The organism is Bradyrhizobium sp. CCGB20, assembly GCF_024199855.1.
Taxonomy (GTDB): domain Bacteria; phylum Pseudomonadota; class Alphaproteobacteria; order Rhizobiales; family Xanthobacteraceae; genus Bradyrhizobium.
Genome location: NZ_JANADN010000001.1, coordinates 5,060,381 through 5,078,120 on the forward strand (window position 1 = coordinate 5,060,381; position 17,740 = coordinate 5,078,120).

The 17,740-nt window shown below is 63.8% G+C and carries 14 protein-coding genes; 4 read left to right on the forward strand and 10 right to left on the reverse strand.

From position 1 onward, the window contains the following. Nucleotides 1–46: 46 nt before the first annotated feature. From NLM15_RS23400 to NLM15_RS23410, 3 genes are all read right to left on the reverse strand, one after another. Nucleotides 47–1,621, reverse strand: a complete 1,575-nt coding sequence (locus NLM15_RS23400) for an SPOR domain-containing protein (protein ID WP_254124375.1) — start codon at nucleotides 1,619–1,621, stop codon at nucleotides 47–49. 140 nt (nucleotides 1,622–1,761) lie between these two features. Next, nucleotides 1,762–3,552, reverse strand: coding sequence for an arginine--tRNA ligase (argS, locus tag NLM15_RS23405; RefSeq protein ID WP_254119788.1), 1,791 nt, complete (start codon nucleotides 3,550–3,552; stop codon nucleotides 1,762–1,764). 9 nt (nucleotides 3,553–3,561) lie between these two features. Beyond that, nucleotides 3,562–4,770: a deoxyguanosinetriphosphate triphosphohydrolase gene (locus tag NLM15_RS23410; RefSeq protein ID WP_254119790.1), complete on the reverse strand. Its 1,209-nt coding sequence runs from the start codon at nucleotides 4,768–4,770 to the stop codon at nucleotides 3,562–3,564. Nucleotides 4,771–4,906: 136 nt separating this feature from the next. On the opposite strand from NLM15_RS23410, the gene erpA reads away from it, so the two are divergent. Beyond that, the gene (erpA, locus tag NLM15_RS23415) at nucleotides 4,907–5,236 is read left to right on the forward strand and encodes an iron-sulfur cluster insertion protein ErpA (protein ID WP_014495044.1); all 330 of its coding nucleotides are present in this window, start codon (nucleotides 4,907–4,909) and stop codon (nucleotides 5,234–5,236) included. A gap of 32 nt (nucleotides 5,237–5,268) precedes the next feature. On the opposite strand, the gene NLM15_RS23420 is transcribed toward erpA, so the two are convergent. Then, complete coding sequence (locus tag NLM15_RS23420; RefSeq protein WP_254119792.1) at nucleotides 5,269–5,622, reverse strand: hypothetical protein; 354 nt, start codon at nucleotides 5,620–5,622, stop codon at nucleotides 5,269–5,271. 349 nt (nucleotides 5,623–5,971) lie between these two features. Between NLM15_RS23420 and NLM15_RS23425 the strand changes: the two genes are divergently transcribed. Next, nucleotides 5,972–7,588, forward strand: coding sequence for a twin-arginine translocation signal domain-containing protein (locus NLM15_RS23425; protein ID WP_254119793.1), 1,617 nt, complete (start codon nucleotides 5,972–5,974; stop codon nucleotides 7,586–7,588). Between the two features lie 257 nt (nucleotides 7,589–7,845). Further along, a complete protein-coding gene (locus NLM15_RS23430) occupies nucleotides 7,846–8,748 on the forward strand; it encodes a hypothetical protein (protein WP_309144934.1) in 903 nt (300 codons plus the stop codon). Nucleotides 8,749–8,764: 16 nt separating this feature from the next. Here NLM15_RS23430 and NLM15_RS23435 read toward each other — a convergent pair whose 3' ends face one another. Continuing rightward, nucleotides 8,765–11,095 carry an ATP-binding protein gene (locus NLM15_RS23435; RefSeq protein WP_254119797.1) on the reverse strand — a complete coding sequence of 777 codons (2,331 nt, stop codon included), beginning with the start codon at nucleotides 11,093–11,095 and terminating at the stop codon, nucleotides 8,765–8,767. Nucleotides 11,096–11,229: 134 nt separating this feature from the next. Between NLM15_RS23435 and xth the strand changes: the two genes are divergently transcribed. Next, entirely contained in the window at nucleotides 11,230–12,027 is a 798-nt protein-coding gene (gene xth / locus NLM15_RS23440) for an exodeoxyribonuclease III (RefSeq protein WP_254119799.1), read from the forward strand. A 75-nt stretch (nucleotides 12,028–12,102) separates the two neighbouring features. Here the strand turns inward: xth and NLM15_RS23445 are convergent, their stop codons facing one another. The 5 genes from NLM15_RS23445 to NLM15_RS23465 all read right to left on the reverse strand — a co-directional run bounded on the left by NLM15_RS23445 (nucleotide 12,103) and on the right by NLM15_RS23465 (nucleotide 17,737). After that, entirely contained in the window at nucleotides 12,103–12,930 is an 828-nt protein-coding gene (locus NLM15_RS23445; protein ID WP_254119801.1) for a tetratricopeptide repeat protein, read from the reverse strand. Further along, nucleotides 12,917–14,641, reverse strand: coding sequence for a dihydroxy-acid dehydratase (gene ilvD, locus NLM15_RS23450; RefSeq protein ID WP_254119803.1), 1,725 nt, complete (start codon nucleotides 14,639–14,641; stop codon nucleotides 12,917–12,919). The genes NLM15_RS23445 and ilvD overlap by 14 nt, the downstream gene beginning before the upstream one ends. A 653-nt stretch (nucleotides 14,642–15,294) precedes the next feature. After that, the gene (locus NLM15_RS23455) at nucleotides 15,295–15,744 is read right to left on the reverse strand and encodes a nuclear transport factor 2 family protein (protein WP_254119805.1); all 450 of its coding nucleotides are present in this window, start codon (nucleotides 15,742–15,744) and stop codon (nucleotides 15,295–15,297) included. 1 nt (nucleotide 15,745) lies between these two features. After that, nucleotides 15,746–16,525, reverse strand: coding sequence for a ribonuclease activity regulator RraA (locus NLM15_RS23460; RefSeq protein WP_254119807.1), 780 nt, complete (start codon nucleotides 16,523–16,525; stop codon nucleotides 15,746–15,748). A gap of 12 nt (nucleotides 16,526–16,537) precedes the next feature. After that, on the reverse strand, nucleotides 16,538–17,737 hold the full coding sequence (locus NLM15_RS23465; RefSeq protein ID WP_254119809.1) for a mandelate racemase/muconate lactonizing enzyme family protein: 1,200 nt from the start codon (nucleotides 17,735–17,737) through the stop codon (nucleotides 16,538–16,540). Between the last annotated feature and the right edge of the window lie 3 nt (nucleotides 17,738–17,740).

Here is a 17,740-nt window from a genome sequence, read left to right on the forward strand (position 1 = left end):
AACGGCCGATTAACCCTGCCCCGCGAGGGGGTCAAGGAAACGGCCGTTAATTCCTCTGGACGAAGCAGGCGGACAGGCCAGCAGACTTCAGGCTGTTGCAGGCCTGCGTCGCTTCCTCAGCCGAAGCATAGGGTCCGGCGAAGGCGCGGTAGACGACCCCCTTGCCCTTGTCGGTAAGGTCGACCCGCTTGATCACCGGCGAGCGCGATCCAAGCACGCTGCCATACTTGCTCTGAAGCACCCGGTAGGAAGCGTGAGCGCTATCCTCCGTCTGCTGCGAGGAGACCTGTACGATGAACCCGCCGCCAGAGCTGCTCGCAGGCGCAATTTGCGTCGGATTGTTCGCAGCCATCCGCTGCGGCGGCTCGGCTGGCGATGCCTGCGGAGCCAGCGACATCGGCTGGTTGGCACTGGCATTGGCCGAGGTCGGTGGATTGTGTGGCATGGCCGGGGGTGTAGCAACGGACTTCGGCGCGGCTGCCGTCGGCTTGGCGGCGGCCGATTGCGGCGTGGTGCTATCGGTCTGATCGCCCCTCACAGCCACGGTCCTGATCGATCGCGGCGCGTTGGCCGGCAGCGTGCCGTTGCTCGGGATCGGACCTGCACTCGGCGGCGGGACCGTGGATGGCGAGACGCTCGCGACCGTCGGCGGATTCGCGTTCTGGTTCAGCGGCGGGAACACCACGCGGGGACCGCCCGCCTTGGCTGCGACGTCGACAGGCGCCTCTTCGCGCGGCACGATCTTCTCGGAGCCGTCGCCGCTCGCCATGCGATCCGGCACCTTGGCCGAAGAGTCGGTCGGTGCCGGCACGATCTTCGTCGGCGTATTGTCGGCCTTGATGATCGGCGGTTCGCCGCTGCGGGGCGAGCCGACATAGGTCTTGTAGGCGAAGGCCGCGCCAGTGCCGACCACTGCAAGCGCGAGGATCGCCGCGACCGTCATCATGCCGCCGCGGGGCTTCTTCGGCTCGTCGAGATCGGCCTCGGGGTAGTCGCTCTGGAACGCGTAGGGATCATCCGGATAGGCGGGATCGCGCTGATAGTCCTGCTCGCCCGACTCCAGCCGCCCGTAGAGCGCATCGTCGTAGCGCGCCGGATCGGGCTGCTGATGCGGCTCCTGATAGGCTTGCTCCTGATACGCCTGATCATGCTGCTGGTGAGCATGCCCCTGATAGGCCTGATCCTGATAGGCCTGAGCTTGGTAACCGTGGTCCTGACGGGCCTGCAGCTGATGAAAATCAGGTTCGGGCGCGGTCGGCTGGGCTGAATAGCGATGCAACGGATGAACCGGGTTCACAGAGACGGGATAGTCGGGCTCGGGCGCCGGCTGCGGTTGCACGTTGGCGCGCCGCATCCATGAGGGCGGCCCGGGCTGAGCCGGCGGGGCCTGCTCCGCATGGTCCTGCTGATCATCGTCCTGCGGATAGTGGTGGTCCTGATAGCTCTGGGCGGGCGCTGCCGCCGGCTGTGCGTTCGGTCGCCCCTGCGCTGCGAATGGATCGGTCTGTCCGATCAGGCGGGCGAGCTCGGCCAAGGGATCGTTTTCCGTCTTCCCATGCTGATCGTCACCGCGACCGTAGTCATCGGAAGGAAACGGTCTGTGCTGATATCGTTCGGCCATCGTGATGATGCGTCCCTTCGGGAAAGCCGCGCGCCCCTCGACCAAGGCGCGGCTTTCGACCCACAAGGCTTTCAACCAAGTCTAAGCGATCCGGCTTCTGCCGGTTACCCCCAAATTCCTCTTAAGTAGTTCGCCCCAAACTACCGCATCTCGTCCGGAGCATGGACGCCGAGGATGGCGAGGCCCGATGCCAGGACAGAGACGACGCCCTGGACCATGGCCAGCCGCGCCTTCGTTAGATCTGCATCATTATTGATAATGAAGCGTAAATAGGGCAAATCGCGCCCCTTCGTCCAAAGTGCATGAAATTCGCTGGCTAAATCATAGAGATAGAAGGCAATTCGGTGCGGCTCATGGGCCGCGGCGGCCGCCTCCAGCATGCGCGGAAATATTGCGAGGCGCTTGAGCAGATCGAGCTCAACCGGGTCCGACAGTCGTTCCACCGCCGACTCGCCCAGCCAGGCGATGCGCTTGCCGGTATCCTCAGGCAGTTCCGGGAACACCTCGGCCCGCGCGTTGCGGAAGATCGAGTGGCCGCGCGCATGGCCGTACTGGACGTAGAACACCGGGTTGTCGCGCGACTGTTCCATGACCTTAGCGAGGTCGAAGTCGAGCACCGCGTCGTTCTTGCGGTAGAGCATCATGAAGCGGACGGCGTCCTGGCCGACTTCATCCACCACCTCACGCAGGGTGACGAAGTCCCCGCTCCGCTTCGACATTTTCACCGGCTCGCCGTTGCGCAGCAGCTTCACGAGCTGAACGATCTTGACGTCGAGCGATCCCTTGCCGGAGGTCGTCGCCTTCACCGCCGCCTGCATGCGCTTGATATAGCCGCCGTGGTCGGCGCCCCAGACGTCGATCATCTCGGCGAAGCCGCGGTCGAACTTGTTCTTGTGGTAGGCGATGTCGGAGGCGAAGTAGGTGTAGGAATTGTCCGACTTGATCAGCGGACGATCGACGTCATCGCCGTAAGCGGTCGCCTTGAACAGCAGTTGCTCGCGGTCTTCCCAATCCTCGACGGGCGCGCCCTTCGGCGGCGGCAAGCGGCCTTCGTAGATGTCGCCCTTGGCCTGCAGGAAATCGATGGTCTCGGCAACCTTGTTGTTGCCGGTCTCGATCAACGAGCGCTCGGAGAAGAACACGTCGTGGCGAATGTTGAGGGCGGCGAGATCGTCCTTGATCTCGTCCATCATCATCGCGATCGCCTTGGCGCGCACTGTCGGCAGCCACTCGGCTTCGCTCATCGCGAGGAGCTTGTCGCCGTGCTCCTTTGCGAGCGCCGCACCCACCGGCTTCAGATAGTCGCCGGGATAGAGCCCTTCCGGAACGGCGCCGATGTCCTGCCCCAGCGCCTCGCGATACCTCAGGAAAGCAGAGCGCGCGAGCACGTCGACCTGCGCGCCGGCATCGTTGATGTAATATTCGCGCGTGACGTCATGGCCGCCGAACTGGAGCAGGCTCGCCAGCGCGTCACCGAACACGGCGCCGCGGCAATGGCCGACATGCATCGGCCCGGTCGGATTGGCCGAGACGTATTCGACGTTGACCTTGGAGCCGCCGCGGACGCGGCCGTAATCGGCGCCCTCGCGCAGCACCGTGCGGAGCGCCTCGGCCCAGGCGGCCGGCTTCAGCGTCAGGTTGATGAAGCCGGGACCGGCGACGTCGACCTTGGCGATCAGCGCATCGGCGCGGAGCCGCTCGGCGATCTGCTCGGCGAGGTCGCGCGGCTTTGCCTTTGCCTCTTTCGCAAGCACCATGGCAGCATTGGTCGCCATGTCGCCATGGGAGGCATCGCGCGGCGGCTCGACCACCACGCGGGAGAAATCGATACCCTCGGGCCATTTGGCGTCCGCCGCGAGCGTGCGGCAGGCGGCGTGCACGCGTGCGAGCACGTCGGCGAACAGGTGCGGTGCTGAGGATGTGTCGGGCATGGGCGCCGCCTAACGCAAATCCGGGGTCGAGTCAAAAAGCCGCTGGTGCTCGGTCAGGGCGAAACGGTCGGTCATTCCGGCAATGAAATTGCCGATCCGGCGGGCCCGGTCGCCCTCATCGTCCGTCTCCGCCCCCAGCAGCCATTCAGGCGGCAGCTCACCGGGCGACGTCAGGTATTTTGCGAACAGGTCGAACAGGATCTGTTCCGCCTCCCCCATCACCCGCATCACCCGCTTGTGGCGGTACATGTGCTGATAGAGAAAGCGCTTGATGGCGGCCTCCTCCTCCGCGACGTCGGCCGGGAATGCGATCAGCGCCCTATCCTGCTGGCGGACGTCCTGGGCCGATTGCGGCTTCATGGCCGCGAGGTTCTTCCGCGCCTCCGCAAACACCGCACCGATGAGGTGCGAGATCAGCTCGCGCACCAGCTCGGCGCCACGCCTGACGTCTTCGAGTTCAGGGTAATGCGCCGAGGTCTCGGCGATGATTTCCGCGGTCAGCGGCATCACCTTGAGATCGTCGAGATGGAACAGGCCGGCGCGCAGGCCGTCGTCGATGTCGTGGGCGTCATAGGCGATGTCGTCGGCGATCGCGGCGACCTGTGCCTCCAGCGAGGCGAAGCTCCACAGTTCGAGATCGTAGGTCTTGATGTAGTCGGCGATGCCGACGGGAATGCCGTGCTCGCGATAGCGCCCGACCGGCGCGCCGCTGCGGTCGGTCAGCGGGCCGTTGTGCTTGACGATACCCTCCAGCGACTCCCAGGTCAGGTTCAGTCCGTCGAACTCGGGGTAGCGGTGCTCGAGCGAGGCGACGACGCGCAAGGTCTGGGCGTTGTGGTCGAAGCCGCCGAAATCCTTCAGGCAGGCGTCCAGCGCCCGCTCGCCGGCGTGCCCGAACGGCGGATGGCCGAGATCATGGGCAAGCGCCAGGGTTTCCGTGAGGTCCTCGTCCAGCCCGAGCTGCCGGGCCAGGGCGCGAGCGATCTGCGCCACCTCCAGCGAATGGGTCAGCCGGGTGCGGTAATGGTCGCCCTCGTGGAACACGAACACCTGGGTCTTGTACTTGAGGCGGCGAAACGCGGTGGAATGTATCACCCGGTCGCAATCCCGCCGGAATGGGCTCCGGGTCCGGCTCGGCGGCTCCGTGACCAGCCGGCCGCGGCTGCGGTCGGGGTCGCAGGCATAGGGCGCGCGGGGGGCTGCCATTCCGACGGACACGACGAATTTAGTCCCTATCCATTTGATTCTGCGTATCCTTGCACTTAACTATGCCGGACGCGCGATACCAAATGAATTGGGCACGTGAACCTGACAAGTGAATTTGGTATGACCGCGGGACGATCGGAGACAAGCCATGACGACTGACGTGACCATCAGTGACCGCGCCGCGCGCCGGATTGGGGAAATCCTCAAGGGCGAAGGTTCTGGCGCGATGCTGCGCATCTCCGTCGAGGGCGGCGGCTGCTCCGGCTTCCAGTACAAGTTCGACATCGACCGCGACCGCACCGACGACGATCTCGTGATCGAGCAGGAGAACGCGGTGGTGCTGGTCGATTCCGCCTCCCAGCCGTTCCTGGCGGGCTCGCAGGTCGATTTCGTCGACGACCTGATCGGCGCCTCGTTCCGCGTCAACAATCCGAACGCGACGGCGTCCTGCGGCTGCGGGACCAGCTTCTCGATCTAGCCCGATTCAAAATTCGAAAAGTTCGAATCTCGTCAGCGGCGCCACTTCGGTACAGAACTGGGCACGCCAAAACCTGCCGTTTTTGCGCTTGACGCGGCGAGCGTGCGCAGAAGCCTGCTTTTCGATCCCATGATCTGCAGTTCTTTCTGATCGACTTCGACGCGTTGATCCTTCAGCATCGGGTCAGAGAGATCGACGACGCCGTTCTCTATGGCGTCGTCGAGGCGCTTGAGTTTGGCGTCTGCCTTCGGCCGCCCGCTCGCGCAATTCGGCGGTGTGCGACTTTCGCCGCTCGGCGCGCTCGGTGCGGCGATCGAGTACGTGCGACAACAGCGTTCCAGCCACTTGGGCTCCAACAAACGGTGCTCGATGTACTCCACGACCATCGTGTCGAGTTTTCCATGGGGACGGTGCGCCCGGACAACCGCGTCATCGCTCCACCGCAAACAGCGCAGAAGCAGCTGCCGGTAAGGAGCATCGGACCGCTGACAATCCCTGGTCCGGTCCTTTGATCTAAATCAATCCAGAAGTGTGCAGCTCCGTCCCTGTACACCTCATGATCAAGCCACGTCGGCTTCAGGTGCAATTCTCTCGTCGCCGCTGAGGCAGGCCAGCGGCCGAACATCGTCTTCGCCAATCGTCAGTTGCCGTAAAGGTTTGCGATCGCCGCGCACGACGAGTGCGTGGCTGCCAAAGAACGGAGAACTTTCGGACGCGAGCAAAAAGGAGAAGACAATGGAATCGAAGAGAGTGGAACGTCGGACGGTTCTTAAGGGGAGCGCAGCTGCAGTCGGCATGTTGGGGAGCGGAGCGTCCGCTTCGCTGGTGGCGGGCGTACAACAGGCATCCGCCGATGGGCCACCATCGTCAGTTCCGGATAAAATTCAGGCTGCGTTTCAACGTTTCCGCGAAACCATTCCAGCAAACTTCGATCATGAGTATGTCGAGAAGGCCGTCAAACCGTTTTTTCTGACGAGTTTCTATGAAGGCGAGCGTCCAATGCTCCCCCTGATCGACGTCACGTTCAGCAAGGAAAACGCACTACCCTACGACCTATGGGGACTTATTACCCGGGACTGGCGGCCGACTCCCGAAGATGGCGTTACAGTCTTTTTGCAGGGTCTTGAGAAACGCGGCCCCAATAATCTCCGTAAGAGGATTTACTTCTCGGGGGTGACGCCGGACCTTTACAAGCCAATGTATGGACCGAAGGTCGTCGCATTCTTCGATAAGCTCATGGACAAGCAATTCGCCAATAAGCCGTTCATGCGGCATTACCTCAACTATTATTTCGACCTCTATTGGGACCTTCACCTTGGAGTGACCGGGAACGCCATTCCCTTCGAGGTACGGCAGATTGGTGAAGCATTCAACACGGTTCTTGCGTACCGGAATCCTCTGCTGCCCATCACGTATGATAACTACATGATAGTTCGTGAGCGCCTCGACTTTCTGAAATCATGGATCGACGATCGACTCGCCGACATTGAAAGTGGCAAGACCAAGAATCCCGAAAAGACGATGGCTTGGTATTGGCTGAAGAACGCCGGCGACGGACGTCACTTTGCGAAGCGGGACGTCGTGTTCGAGTGCTTCCACAATTTTGTGGCGCTCAGCCAATGGGGCAACTCGATCTTCGGGATCATGTCGCGTTTGTCCGAAGATGGTGGCGATCCGGCCGTGCGAGCATCTTTTCAGACGACGATGAGCGGAAATTTCGATAACGCCAACGGCGCTCCCTACACACCACTTGAATTGTTCGTCATGGAATTATTCCGCGTCATATCGCCAAACGGCGGCAGCATCTCAGCTATCCAGGATGCCAGGACCAGCGCCTATGGCGCATCTCCGCAGCAAAGATTTGGCCTACCCGTGGAACGCCATAGCTACATCAGCACACCCCACACAAGTACCAGCCTGGACCCGGTCCACTGGAAGGCCCCGGATGCTTTCGATCCATCAAGGTATCTTGGCGTTCCCACCAGCGCCCAGATCAATGAAGGCAAATGCCAGCAGATCGGCCTCGCGCGATGCCCGTTTGAGATCACAAATTTCGAGGTCAAGGATGGACGTAAGGCAAACGTGACGAATAGTGGTTTCGGGACGGTTTTCGGTGTTGTCGACGGGAAGAGCATCCCGGTTTGTGACTATGCCGGCTTCGCACCATTCGGCTTCGGATACCGACGGTGTCCAGGCGAGCAGTTGACCATTCAGGTGTTCGAAGATTTCCTCCGCAAGGTCTGGCGCGACAAGATCGTCTTCCGCAAACTCAATCTAGCCAATGCAGGTCGGGTGCCGGTCGGACCCAACGCCGTGATCGAAGACGATCTTGGATTCGTCAGGTCGTCCTAAATTATCGTCGCGGCAATCCGTTCATACGCGCCGCATCGGCGTGAGCGCCGATGCGGCCACGGTAGGCAGTGAAGGATTGCCTTTCAGCCTTTTCCCGCTTGTACTAGGCCCCCGCGCGCTCCGAAGGTCGCGATAGTGGCTCTTGACCCGACTCGGACATCGCAGGTAGTGAGCGACGCTGCGAACAGCCCAATCTGTTTAGGCGACGCCGATTCTTCATCGGCCGTAGCGCCCCCATAGCGGTTGTAAATGATCCAATGCGCATGATCGATCGTCTGTTCGCGTGCCTCGCTCTGTTCCTTGCCATCGCAGCCGTCCCGGTGCCTCCCGCGCTCGCTGCCGAAACCTGCCCGTTCATCAGCGCCAAGGAGCTAGCCGGCGCGATGCCGGCGCTCAAATGGTCACTGATTTCAAATCAGGACGGCCGCGGCTGCATCTACCAGGGCGGGCGCGGCGACACGATGATGCTGACCGTGTTCCGCAATCCCGACAAGGACCGCGCCAGGGAATTGTACGCGACCTTCGTCAAGACTCTTGGCGAGCGCATGCCGCTGAGCGCAGTCGCGGGGATCGGCGATGAAGGCCAGGGCGGAACGAGCGCCGCAGGCGCAGAGCGCCAGGAGGCCTCGGTCGTGGCTTTGTCCGGCGATTACATTCTGCAGATCAGCGTCTATCCGGTCGGCCGGCGTGCCGACGGCGCGCTGCTCGGACCGATTACCGAAGCCGCGCGCGTTGCCATCGCCAACGTGAGCAAGAGCAGCGAGCGGTTCGGCAATTGCGAGTGGCTCACTGCCGCGGATGCCGACGGCTTTCTCGACCAGAGCACCTTGACGGTCCAGCGGACCGGCGCAGGCAGCTGCATGATGTTCGATCGCGAGGCCAACACCATGACCGTCGCGGTGATCACGATGTCGCGCGACACCGTCATCGGCATGATGAAACGCGTGGGCCCGTGCAAGCACGTCGCGATACCGGCACTCGGCAGTGAAGCGTTCGGCGAGCATTCCTGCACCAAGGGCAACGGCAACGCCGTCAACATCTATGTCTGGAAGAACGGCAGGCAGGCTTCGATCCTGTTCGCGCCGGTCAAGCCGCATCCGGAGTCCGGCTCGGTCGAGCGCCTGAGGGCGGTCGCCGGGCGAGTCTATGGAAAACTGTGACGATCTGACGGGCGGTTTAAGCGCCCGTCATCTGCCTTTCCTCATCCGTCCACTCCACCCCATCAGGCATCAGCTCGGGCTGAAGCGGCGCGTCTTCCGTCATCGCGTGTCCATCGAGTGCGCGCAGCAAGGCTGCGGCGAGCGCCGGCTTGCGTAGCGGCTTGGCCAGGAAGTCCGACATGCCCACTTCGCGGCAGATCGTGACGTCCTCGGGGAAGGCGTTGGCGGTCAGCGCGATGATCGGCAAGGCTTCGAAGCGCCCGCCTTGCGCGCGGATCGCCCGCGTCGCGGCAAGGCCGTCCATGTCCGGCATGCGCACGTCCATCAGCACGACATCGTAGTCGCCTTCTGAGGCCGCCGCGACGGCCTCGACGCCGTCGGTGACGACGCGCAGTTCGACGTCGAAGGCCCCTAACATCTTGCTCACGACCATGCGGTTGACGGCGTCGTCCTCGGCGACCAGCACCTTCAGCGACCGGTCCAGCCCGGCGATCCGCGCCTTGAGCTCGTCGGCTTCATCGCGGCCGGCCGCCTGGTCGGATGCCTGCGCCTGGCTCCAGGGCAGCACCAGCGTGAAGCGGAAGGTCGAGCCCTCGCCCGGTGTCGAGGTGACGCCAATGGTACCGCCCATCTGCTCGATGATGCGGCGAGAGATCGCTAAGCCCAGCCCGGTGCCGCCGAAACGGCGGCTGATGGAGGCGTCGGCCTGGGCGAAGTCGCTGAAGAGTTGCCCGAGCTTCTCGGGCGCGATCCCGATGCCGCTGTCGGTCACCGTCCACTCGACGGTCGCAAGCAGATCGCGGCGCGCCTGGCAGACGGCTGAAATCGTTACTTCGCCTTCGTCGGTGAACTTCACCGCGTTGGAGGCGAGATTGAGCAGCACCTGCCGGATGCGCGCGACGTCGCCGCGCAGCGTCGGCGGCAGCGCCGGATCGAGCTCGACCTTGATCGCCAGTCCCTTGCTCTTGGCACTCGCCCGCACGACGGTCGCGACCGCCTCGACCAGCGCCTGCGGGGCGAAGTCGATCGCCTCGAACGCGAAGCGTCCGGCCTCGAGCTTGGACAGATCGAGGATGTCGTTGAGGATGCGCTGCAGATTGTCGCCGGACTCCCGGATCGTGGTGACGGCCTCGTGCTGCTCCGGATCCAGCCTGGTTTCCAGCAGCATGCTGGCAAGCCCGAGCACGCCGTTCATCGGCGTGCGGATCTCGTGGCTCATCACCGCCAGGAAGTTGGATTTGGCGCGGCTCTCGGCCTCCGCCTTTTCCGCGCGCCAGCGCTCGGTGACGTCGCGGCCGAAGCCGCGATAGCCGAGGAACTGGCCGTCGCGGTCATAGGCGGGCTTGGCGGTCAGCGACCACAGCCGCGCCTCGCCGCCGGCGACGACCTTGAGGTTCATCTCGTGCAGCGGCTCGCTCTGCTCCATCAGGCCGACGACGTTGTAGGCTGCGCTCTTGTCCTCGGGACAGAGCATGTCGAGCACGTCGGCGAAATGCGATCCCTTCAGGAGTGGAAGCGGAAGCTGCGCCACTTCGGCGAAGCGTTGCGGCACGTCGACCAGATGCCCTTCGGCGTCGGTCTGCCACAGCCAGTCGCTTGCGTTCTCCTGAAAGTCCTTCAGCAGCAGCGAGATGATCTCGGTCTGTCGCTCGAGCTCGAGCTGGGCCTTGAGATTGCCGAGGAACAGATTGCCCTGCGAGACGATGTTGCGCGCCATGAAGAACGCGAACAGCAACAGGAATACCGCGGTCACCAGATACGGCCCGGTGCCGCACAGGAGCAGCGCACCAGCACAGGCCATCGTCACGGTCGCGAGATAGACGAGGCCGGCGCGCGGGAAGGTCGACAGCGTGAAGGCGCCGCCGGACATCATGCCGACCATCAGGCAGGCCAGGATGAGCTGGCTGGTCGGCTCGACCCGGCTGAACAGTGCGAGCGGCAGCGTGCCCCAGATCGCCGCGAGGAAGAACGCCTGCCGCAGCATCTGCCGCGCGGCGCGCGCCGAGGCCTCCTGCGGCGGGTTCTGGCGGGCGCGCCGCCAGGCGCGCACCGCGAGCGAGGCGGTGGCGGCAAGGGTCATGCCCCAGATCGCGAGGAAATCGTTCCAGCCCCTGCCCCAAATCAGGATCAGCACGATGGCGACGTTGAGCATGGTGACGGCCATGGTCACCGGGATCTGCCGCGTCACCGCGTCGATCTGCTTTGCACGGATGCGGCGCAGCTCGCGCTCGCTGAGATCGGCGGTCAGGCCGTCCTCGATCTCGAAGCCGCCGAGCCAGTACAGGAACGCGCCGATCAGGCCGTCGCGCGGCTCGCTTGCTCTCATGGATTTGTCCGGCCATCCCATTCGAAAAACCTTTTCGGTATCAATGGCCCAGGCCCGGCTTCAACCGGGTTAATTTTGTGGGAGATTTTGCGGCGTCCTTGACGGGCGTGTTTGCAGTTTGTTCTAACCATGGCCCCTGCCCGGAGCCCGCCGACATGCCCATCAGAGTTGCCACCTGGAACGTGAATTCGGTTCGGCAGCGGATCGATCTGCTGCTGACCTGGCTGAAAGAGTGCCAGCCCCACATCGTCTGCCTCCAGGAGATCAAATGCGTCGACGAGGCCTTCCCGCGACTGGAGATCGAGGCGCTCGGCTACAACGTGGTCACCCACGGTCAGAAGACCTTCAACGGCGTCGCTTTGCTCTCGAAGCTCCGCTTCGAGGAGACCAAGTCGGGGCTCGCCGGCGACGACGAGGACGCCCATGCGCGCTTCCTCGAGGGCGTGGTGACGCTGAAGCGCGGGGTGCTGCGCATCGCCTGCCTCTATCTGCCCAATGGCAATCCGGTCGGGACCGAGAAATATCCCTACAAGCTCAAATGGATGTCGCGGCTCCTTGAGTATTCGAAGGAGCGCCTCAAGGCCGAGGAGCCGCTGATCCTCGCGGGCGACTTCAACGTCATCCCGCATGCCCGCGACGTCCATAATCCCGCCGCCTGGACCGACGACGCCCTGTTCAAGGCAGAGACGCGGGAGAGCTTTCAGTCCCTGCTCGGCCTCGGCCTCACCGACGCCCTGCGCGCTGTCACCGACGAGCCCGGGCTCTACACCTTCTGGGACTACCAGGCCGGCGCCTGGCAGAAGAACCATGGCTTGCGGATCGACCATCTGCTGCTGTCGCCGCAGGCCAGCGACCGGCTCGCCAATGTCGGCATCGACAGCTATGTGCGGGCTTGGGAGAAGCCGTCAGACCACGTGCCGGTATGGGCGGATCTGGATCTCGAGGCGGCTTGAGCCGGTGCGCGTGGGGATACTAGATTACCCCACCAGACTGCGCTTCGCGCAGCCGCGAGCCAACACGGGTACCGACTACCGGCGGCCCTGAACGCCCTGCACCCACTGTTCCAGCATTTGCAGGCACATGGCGCGGTCGTCGTCGGAGGCCTTGGCGAAAGCGCGGTTGTAGCTTTCCTTGATCCAGGTCTCCTCGATCCCGGCGCTGTCACGCGCCAGCGTCAGCCACATCAGGCCGCGCGCGGCCTGCCGCGGCAGGCGGTCGCCGTTGAACAGCATCTGGCCGAGCAGCGCCTGCGCCTCGTGCTGGCCCTTCTGGGCGGCAAGGCCGAGCCAGCGCGCGCCATAGCGGAAATCCTCGCGCGAGGCGTCCGGGGTCTTCAGATACAGCCGGGCGAGATCGTACTGCGCATCCGCATTGCCGAAATAGGAGGCCGCGTAGGAGAACATTTCCCGCGCCCGGTCCGGGTCGGCCTTGATCTTCGAGTTCGGGATGCCGGCGAGATAATAACGGCCGAGCGCGACGAAGGCATTGGCCACGACCTGCGCCTGCGGCGCTGACGGGCTGTCCTCGGCATGCGCATTGGCGATCCGGCTGAAATATTCGAAGGCGCGCACATCGTCCTGGGCGACGCCGTCGCCGTTGGCATACATGCGGCCGAGCTTGAACTGGGCGCCGGGATGGCCGCCTTCGGCGGCATATTGCAGGGCGCTGAGCGAGGTTTCCTGGGGTGCGGTCGTCGGCGCGACCTTGCTGCGGACGGTCCCGGCGGCGCCCGGCAAGGTCGTCACGACCGGGATGGTCGCGTCCTTGCTGGCCGAACCGTCAAAGGCGAGCGCCGGTGCGGCCAGCGCACTGGCCCCCAACACAAACGCAACTATGGTACGCCTAGATGTCCGCATAGCACTGTTTCTCGTGCGCGCCGCCCGGATGGGTTACTGCCCCACCGACCGCTGGTCCAACCTGCTGAGCATATTTCCAGAGCGCACCCGACGTGTGGTTAGTCGCGCGAGCGCTCCATTTGGTTTTGCGCTGGGCGAGCTCCTGGTCGCTCAAATTTACGTTAAGGGTCCCGGCGACCGCGTCGATCTCGATGATATCGCCGTCCTCGAGCAGCCCGATCGGGCCGCCGATGGCGGCTTCCGGGCCGACATGGCCGATGCAGAAGCCGCGGGTGGCGCCGGAGAAGCGGCCGTCGGTGATGAGCGCGATCTTGCCGCCCATGCCCTGGCCGGTCAGCGCCGCAGTGGTCTGGAGCATTTCCCGCATGCCGGGACCGCCCTTGGGCCCCTCGTAGCGGATCACGATCACTTCGCCTTCGCGGTAGGTGCGCTTCTGGACTGCCTCGAAAGCATCCTCCTCGCGGTCGAAGCACCTGGCCGGACCGGTAAACCTGAGGTTGGACATTCCCGCGACTTTCACGATCGCACCTTCTGGCGCCAAATTGCCCTTCAGACCGACCACACCGCCCGTCACGGTGATGGGTTTATCTGCCGGGTGCACCACGTCTTGGTGCGGATTCCATTTCACGCTTTTGAGGTTTTCGGCGATCGTTCGACCGGTGACCGTAATGCAGTCACCGTGGAGAAATCCGTTGTCGAGCAGCGTCTTCATCAGAAGCGGTATGCCACCTACTTCAAACATGTCTTTGGCGACATAACGGCCGCCCGGCTTCAAATCCGCGACATATGGTGTCTTTTTGAAGATTTCGGCGACGTCGAACAGGTCAAACTTGATGCCGCACTCATGCGCGATCGCCGGTAAGTGCAGTGCAGCATTGGTCGAGCCACCGGACGCCGCGACGACGGCGGCGGCGTTCTCCAGCGCCTTGCGGGTGACGATGTCGCGCGGCCGCAGGTTGGAGGCGATCAGGTCCATGACTTTCTCGCCCGCGGTCATGCAGAAAGCGTCGCGGATCTCGTACGGCGCCGGGGCGCCGGCCGAGTACGGCAGCGCGAGGCCGATCGCCTCGGAGACGGTCGCCATGGTGTTGGCAGTGAACTGCGCGCCGCAGGCGCCCGCCGAGGGGCACGCCACGCGCTCGATCTCGTCGAGGTCCTCGTCCGACATGGCACCGACCGAGTGCTTGCCGACCGCCTCGAACATGTCCTGCACGGTGACCTGCTGCCCGCGGAAATTGCCGGGCAGGATCGAGCCGCCATAGATGAAGATCGAGGGGACGTTGAGACGGACCATCGCCATCATCATGCCCGGCAGCGACTTGTCGCAGCCGGCGAGCCCAACCAGGGCGTCATAGGCGTGGCCGCGCACGGTCAGTTCGACCGAGTCGGCGATGCACTCGCGCGACGGCAGCGACGAGCGCATGCCGTCATGGCCCATGGCGATGCCGTCGGTGACGGTGATGGTGCAGAATTCACGGGGGGTGCCGCCGGCCGACGCCACGCCCTTCTTCACCGCCTGCGCCTGGCGCATCAGGGCGATGTTGCAGGGAGCAGCCTCGTTCCAGCATGAGGCGACGCCGACGAAGGGCTGGTGGATCTGCTCGGTGGTCAGACCCATGGCGTAGAAGTAGGACCGGTGCGGCGCGCGCGCAGGGCCTTCCGTCACGTGACGGCTCGGCAGCCTCTGCTTGATGTCGGTCTTCGCGTCCATCGCAAACCAGTTTCCCCGGCCAACCCTTTCAGACCCGAAAAATCAGAGCCAAGATTTGAATCGACCTTGGGATTTCTCGTTCTTCAAAGACCGCCGCTACCCTTCAAACTTTAGAGCGATTTTATTCATATCCGGGTGTGGCCAAAAAGCGGCGCTGATGCGAACGGACGGAGATAAGGGTTTAATCCAAGATGAGTGTTGCAGAGACGGCACAATCGTGGCTCGAAGGACACGGGTAGGCTTACTGTGATACCCGCAGCGGGAAGGTCGCTCACAACTTCAGATTTGGTGGCTGGAACGACGCACCCGGCTTCACCCTATGCGAAGGCGCCTCTGCTGAGTCGCGACACTTCTGGTCCTGTCCCTCCTGAAGTTGCGAGGCGTGGGACGTAGCGCCCCTATAGTGAGCCCCATCGCGCCGCAGAACGCGCACCTCAGCGACAACGGCTTTGCTATTGCGCGGAATGACGTCTTGTTCGCCGCATCGATTTCTGCACCCCAACGACAGACACACCTTCGCGTCCTCGCGGCGCATTCCGCCCGAACTTTGCTTTGCTCACCCCACCCTCATATCCGTGGGGCGCAGGGAAGGCCGGGTGCCGGCCGTCCCCGCGGTCAGGACGCCCGTCGGTCCGAAGCTTCCCGGCCTGGCGTTATTCGTGCGAGAGGTGATATCCGCGACCACGATAATCAAAGTCCACGAGTTCGCAGATCCGAACCAGGGGATCGGCGGGCGCCGCGTAATAGGCCCGGATCTCCTTGATGAGACCGGTCGCCTCGTCGAACACATACCATTCGTCGCCGCGCAGCGCGGTATTCTGCTTGCGCTTCCAATGGGTCCATTCGATCACGGCTTCCGGCGCCGTCGACGAGCACAGGATCTTTTCGATCGTCCATTGCGAGCCGAGAGTCTCGACGCACCAGATCCATTTGCGCGCAATGGTTTCGGCGCCGCGCCACGGAATGTCCGGCAAGCCCCGCGGAAAATAATGGACTGCATCCGCGGTGAAGCAGGACATCAGGGCCTCGTGGTCAGCAACGTTGCAGGCGTCGAAATAGCGACGGATCGTCGCCTCCATGGCGGCGGGCGATGTATTGCTCATCTCACCCTCCCGCCCGGATCGTCGTTGCCCTCGCCGGATCCGCGCCGGCCTTCTTCCAGGCCTCGAAATCGGCACGGACGGCAGGCGTCGGCGGATAGACGCCATAAAGCGGCTCGCCAGCGCCGATGCGATACGACAGATACTTCTCGAGTTGGTCCCGCCTCTCGCAGAGGTCGGCCATCTCGGCCGCCAGATGCCGCGGCACGACGGTAATGCCGTCGCCGTCGCCAACGATGACATCTCCCGGATAGACCGCGACATCGGCGCACGCGATGGCCACGTTGAGGTCGGCGACCCGGTGATAGGACAGCCGTGTCGATGCCGTGACCTGCCGCGCATAGGCCGGGAAATCGAGCTGCGCCAGTTCCTGGCCGTCACGAAACGCGCCATCGGTGACGATCCCTGCTGCGCCGCGCACCTTCATCCGCGTTGGTAGCATCGCCCCGGCCGATGCGGCGCGCGGATCGTTGCGACTGTCGATCACCAGGACGTGGCCGGGCGGAATGTTCTCGACCGCCTCCCATTGCAGATTGTCGGCGTTCGGATGCGGAGTGAGCGTCTCGATCGTGTCGAGATCCTCGCGCGCCGGGATCATGCGCATGGTGAAGGCCTCGCCGGCGAAGCGGACCGCATCCCTGTTCATCGGCACCAGCCCGACCAGAAAACACTGGCGCAGGCCCTTCTTGAACAGCTCGGTGGTCAGCGAACCCGAGGAGACGTCCCTCAGCCGGCGGATGACGGAAGGATCGAGGGGCTGCAACTTTGTCTTTGGCTCATACATGGCGATTCTCCCTCAGGGGCGCTTGCCGACCTCGTGGACGTCGCGCGCCCAGGCGCGCGCCTGTTCCGACAGACTGAAGCCGAGACCGGGCCGGTTCGGCACGATCATGCGGCCGTTCACGACTTCGAGCTTCTCGTTGAACATCGCCTCCGACCACTCGAAATGCTCGACCCAGGGCTCGCGCGCATAGGCGGCCGTCAGGTGCAGATGGATTTCCATGCAGTAATGCGGAGCGAGCTGAAGCTTCCTGTGATCGGCGAGCGCGAGGATCTTGAGGAACGGCGTGATGCCGCCGACGCGCGGCGCGTCGGGCTGGATGAAGTCGACCGAATTGTTGCGGATCAGTTCGTAGTGCTCGTCGACACTCGTCAACATCTCGCCGGTCGCGATGGGGGTCGCAAGCTCGGCCGCGAGCGCAGCATGGCCCTCGTAGTCGTAGGCGTCGAGCGGTTCCTCGATCCAGGTCAGGTTGAACTGCTCGGCGATACGTCCGAAGCGCAAGGCGGTGGTGCGATCCCATTGCTGGTTGGCGTCGATCGCGAGCGGAACGTCGCCGATATGATTGCGCACCGCCTCGATGCGCTTGAGGTCCACCATCGGATCGGGCTGGCCGACCTTCAGCTTGATGGCGCCGATGCCCCTGTCGAGAGCCATGCTGACGCGCTCCTTCACCTCCTCGATCGGCATCGAGAGGTATCCGCCCGAGGTGTTGTAGCAGCGCACGGAATCGCGATGGGCGCCGAGCAGCTTTGCCAGCGGCAGCTTGGCGCGCTTGGCCTTGAGATCCCACAACGCGATATCGAAGGCGGCGATCGCCTGCGTGGACATGCCGCTGCGGCCGACCGAGGCGCCGGCCCAGACCAGCTTGTCCCAGAGCCGCGCGATATCGCTCGGATCCTCGCCGATCAGCTCGCCGGCGATCTCCTTTGCATGCGCGAACTGGCCCGGACCGCCGGCGCGCTTCGAATAGCTGTAGCCAATACCGCTATGGCCGTTCTCGGTCTCGATCTCCGCAAACAGGAAGGCGATCTCGGTGAGCGGCTTCTGCCGGCCGGTGAGAACCTTTGCGTCGCTGATCGCCTGGGCGAGCGGCAGGAAGACGAGCGACGTCCGCACCCAGGCGATCCGGTCGGTCGTGGCTTCGCCGGCCGCAAGACCTGCAGCAAGCGGGTTGGCGATGATGCGCGCATTGGCCTGCGTGTGGAAGTTCATGGC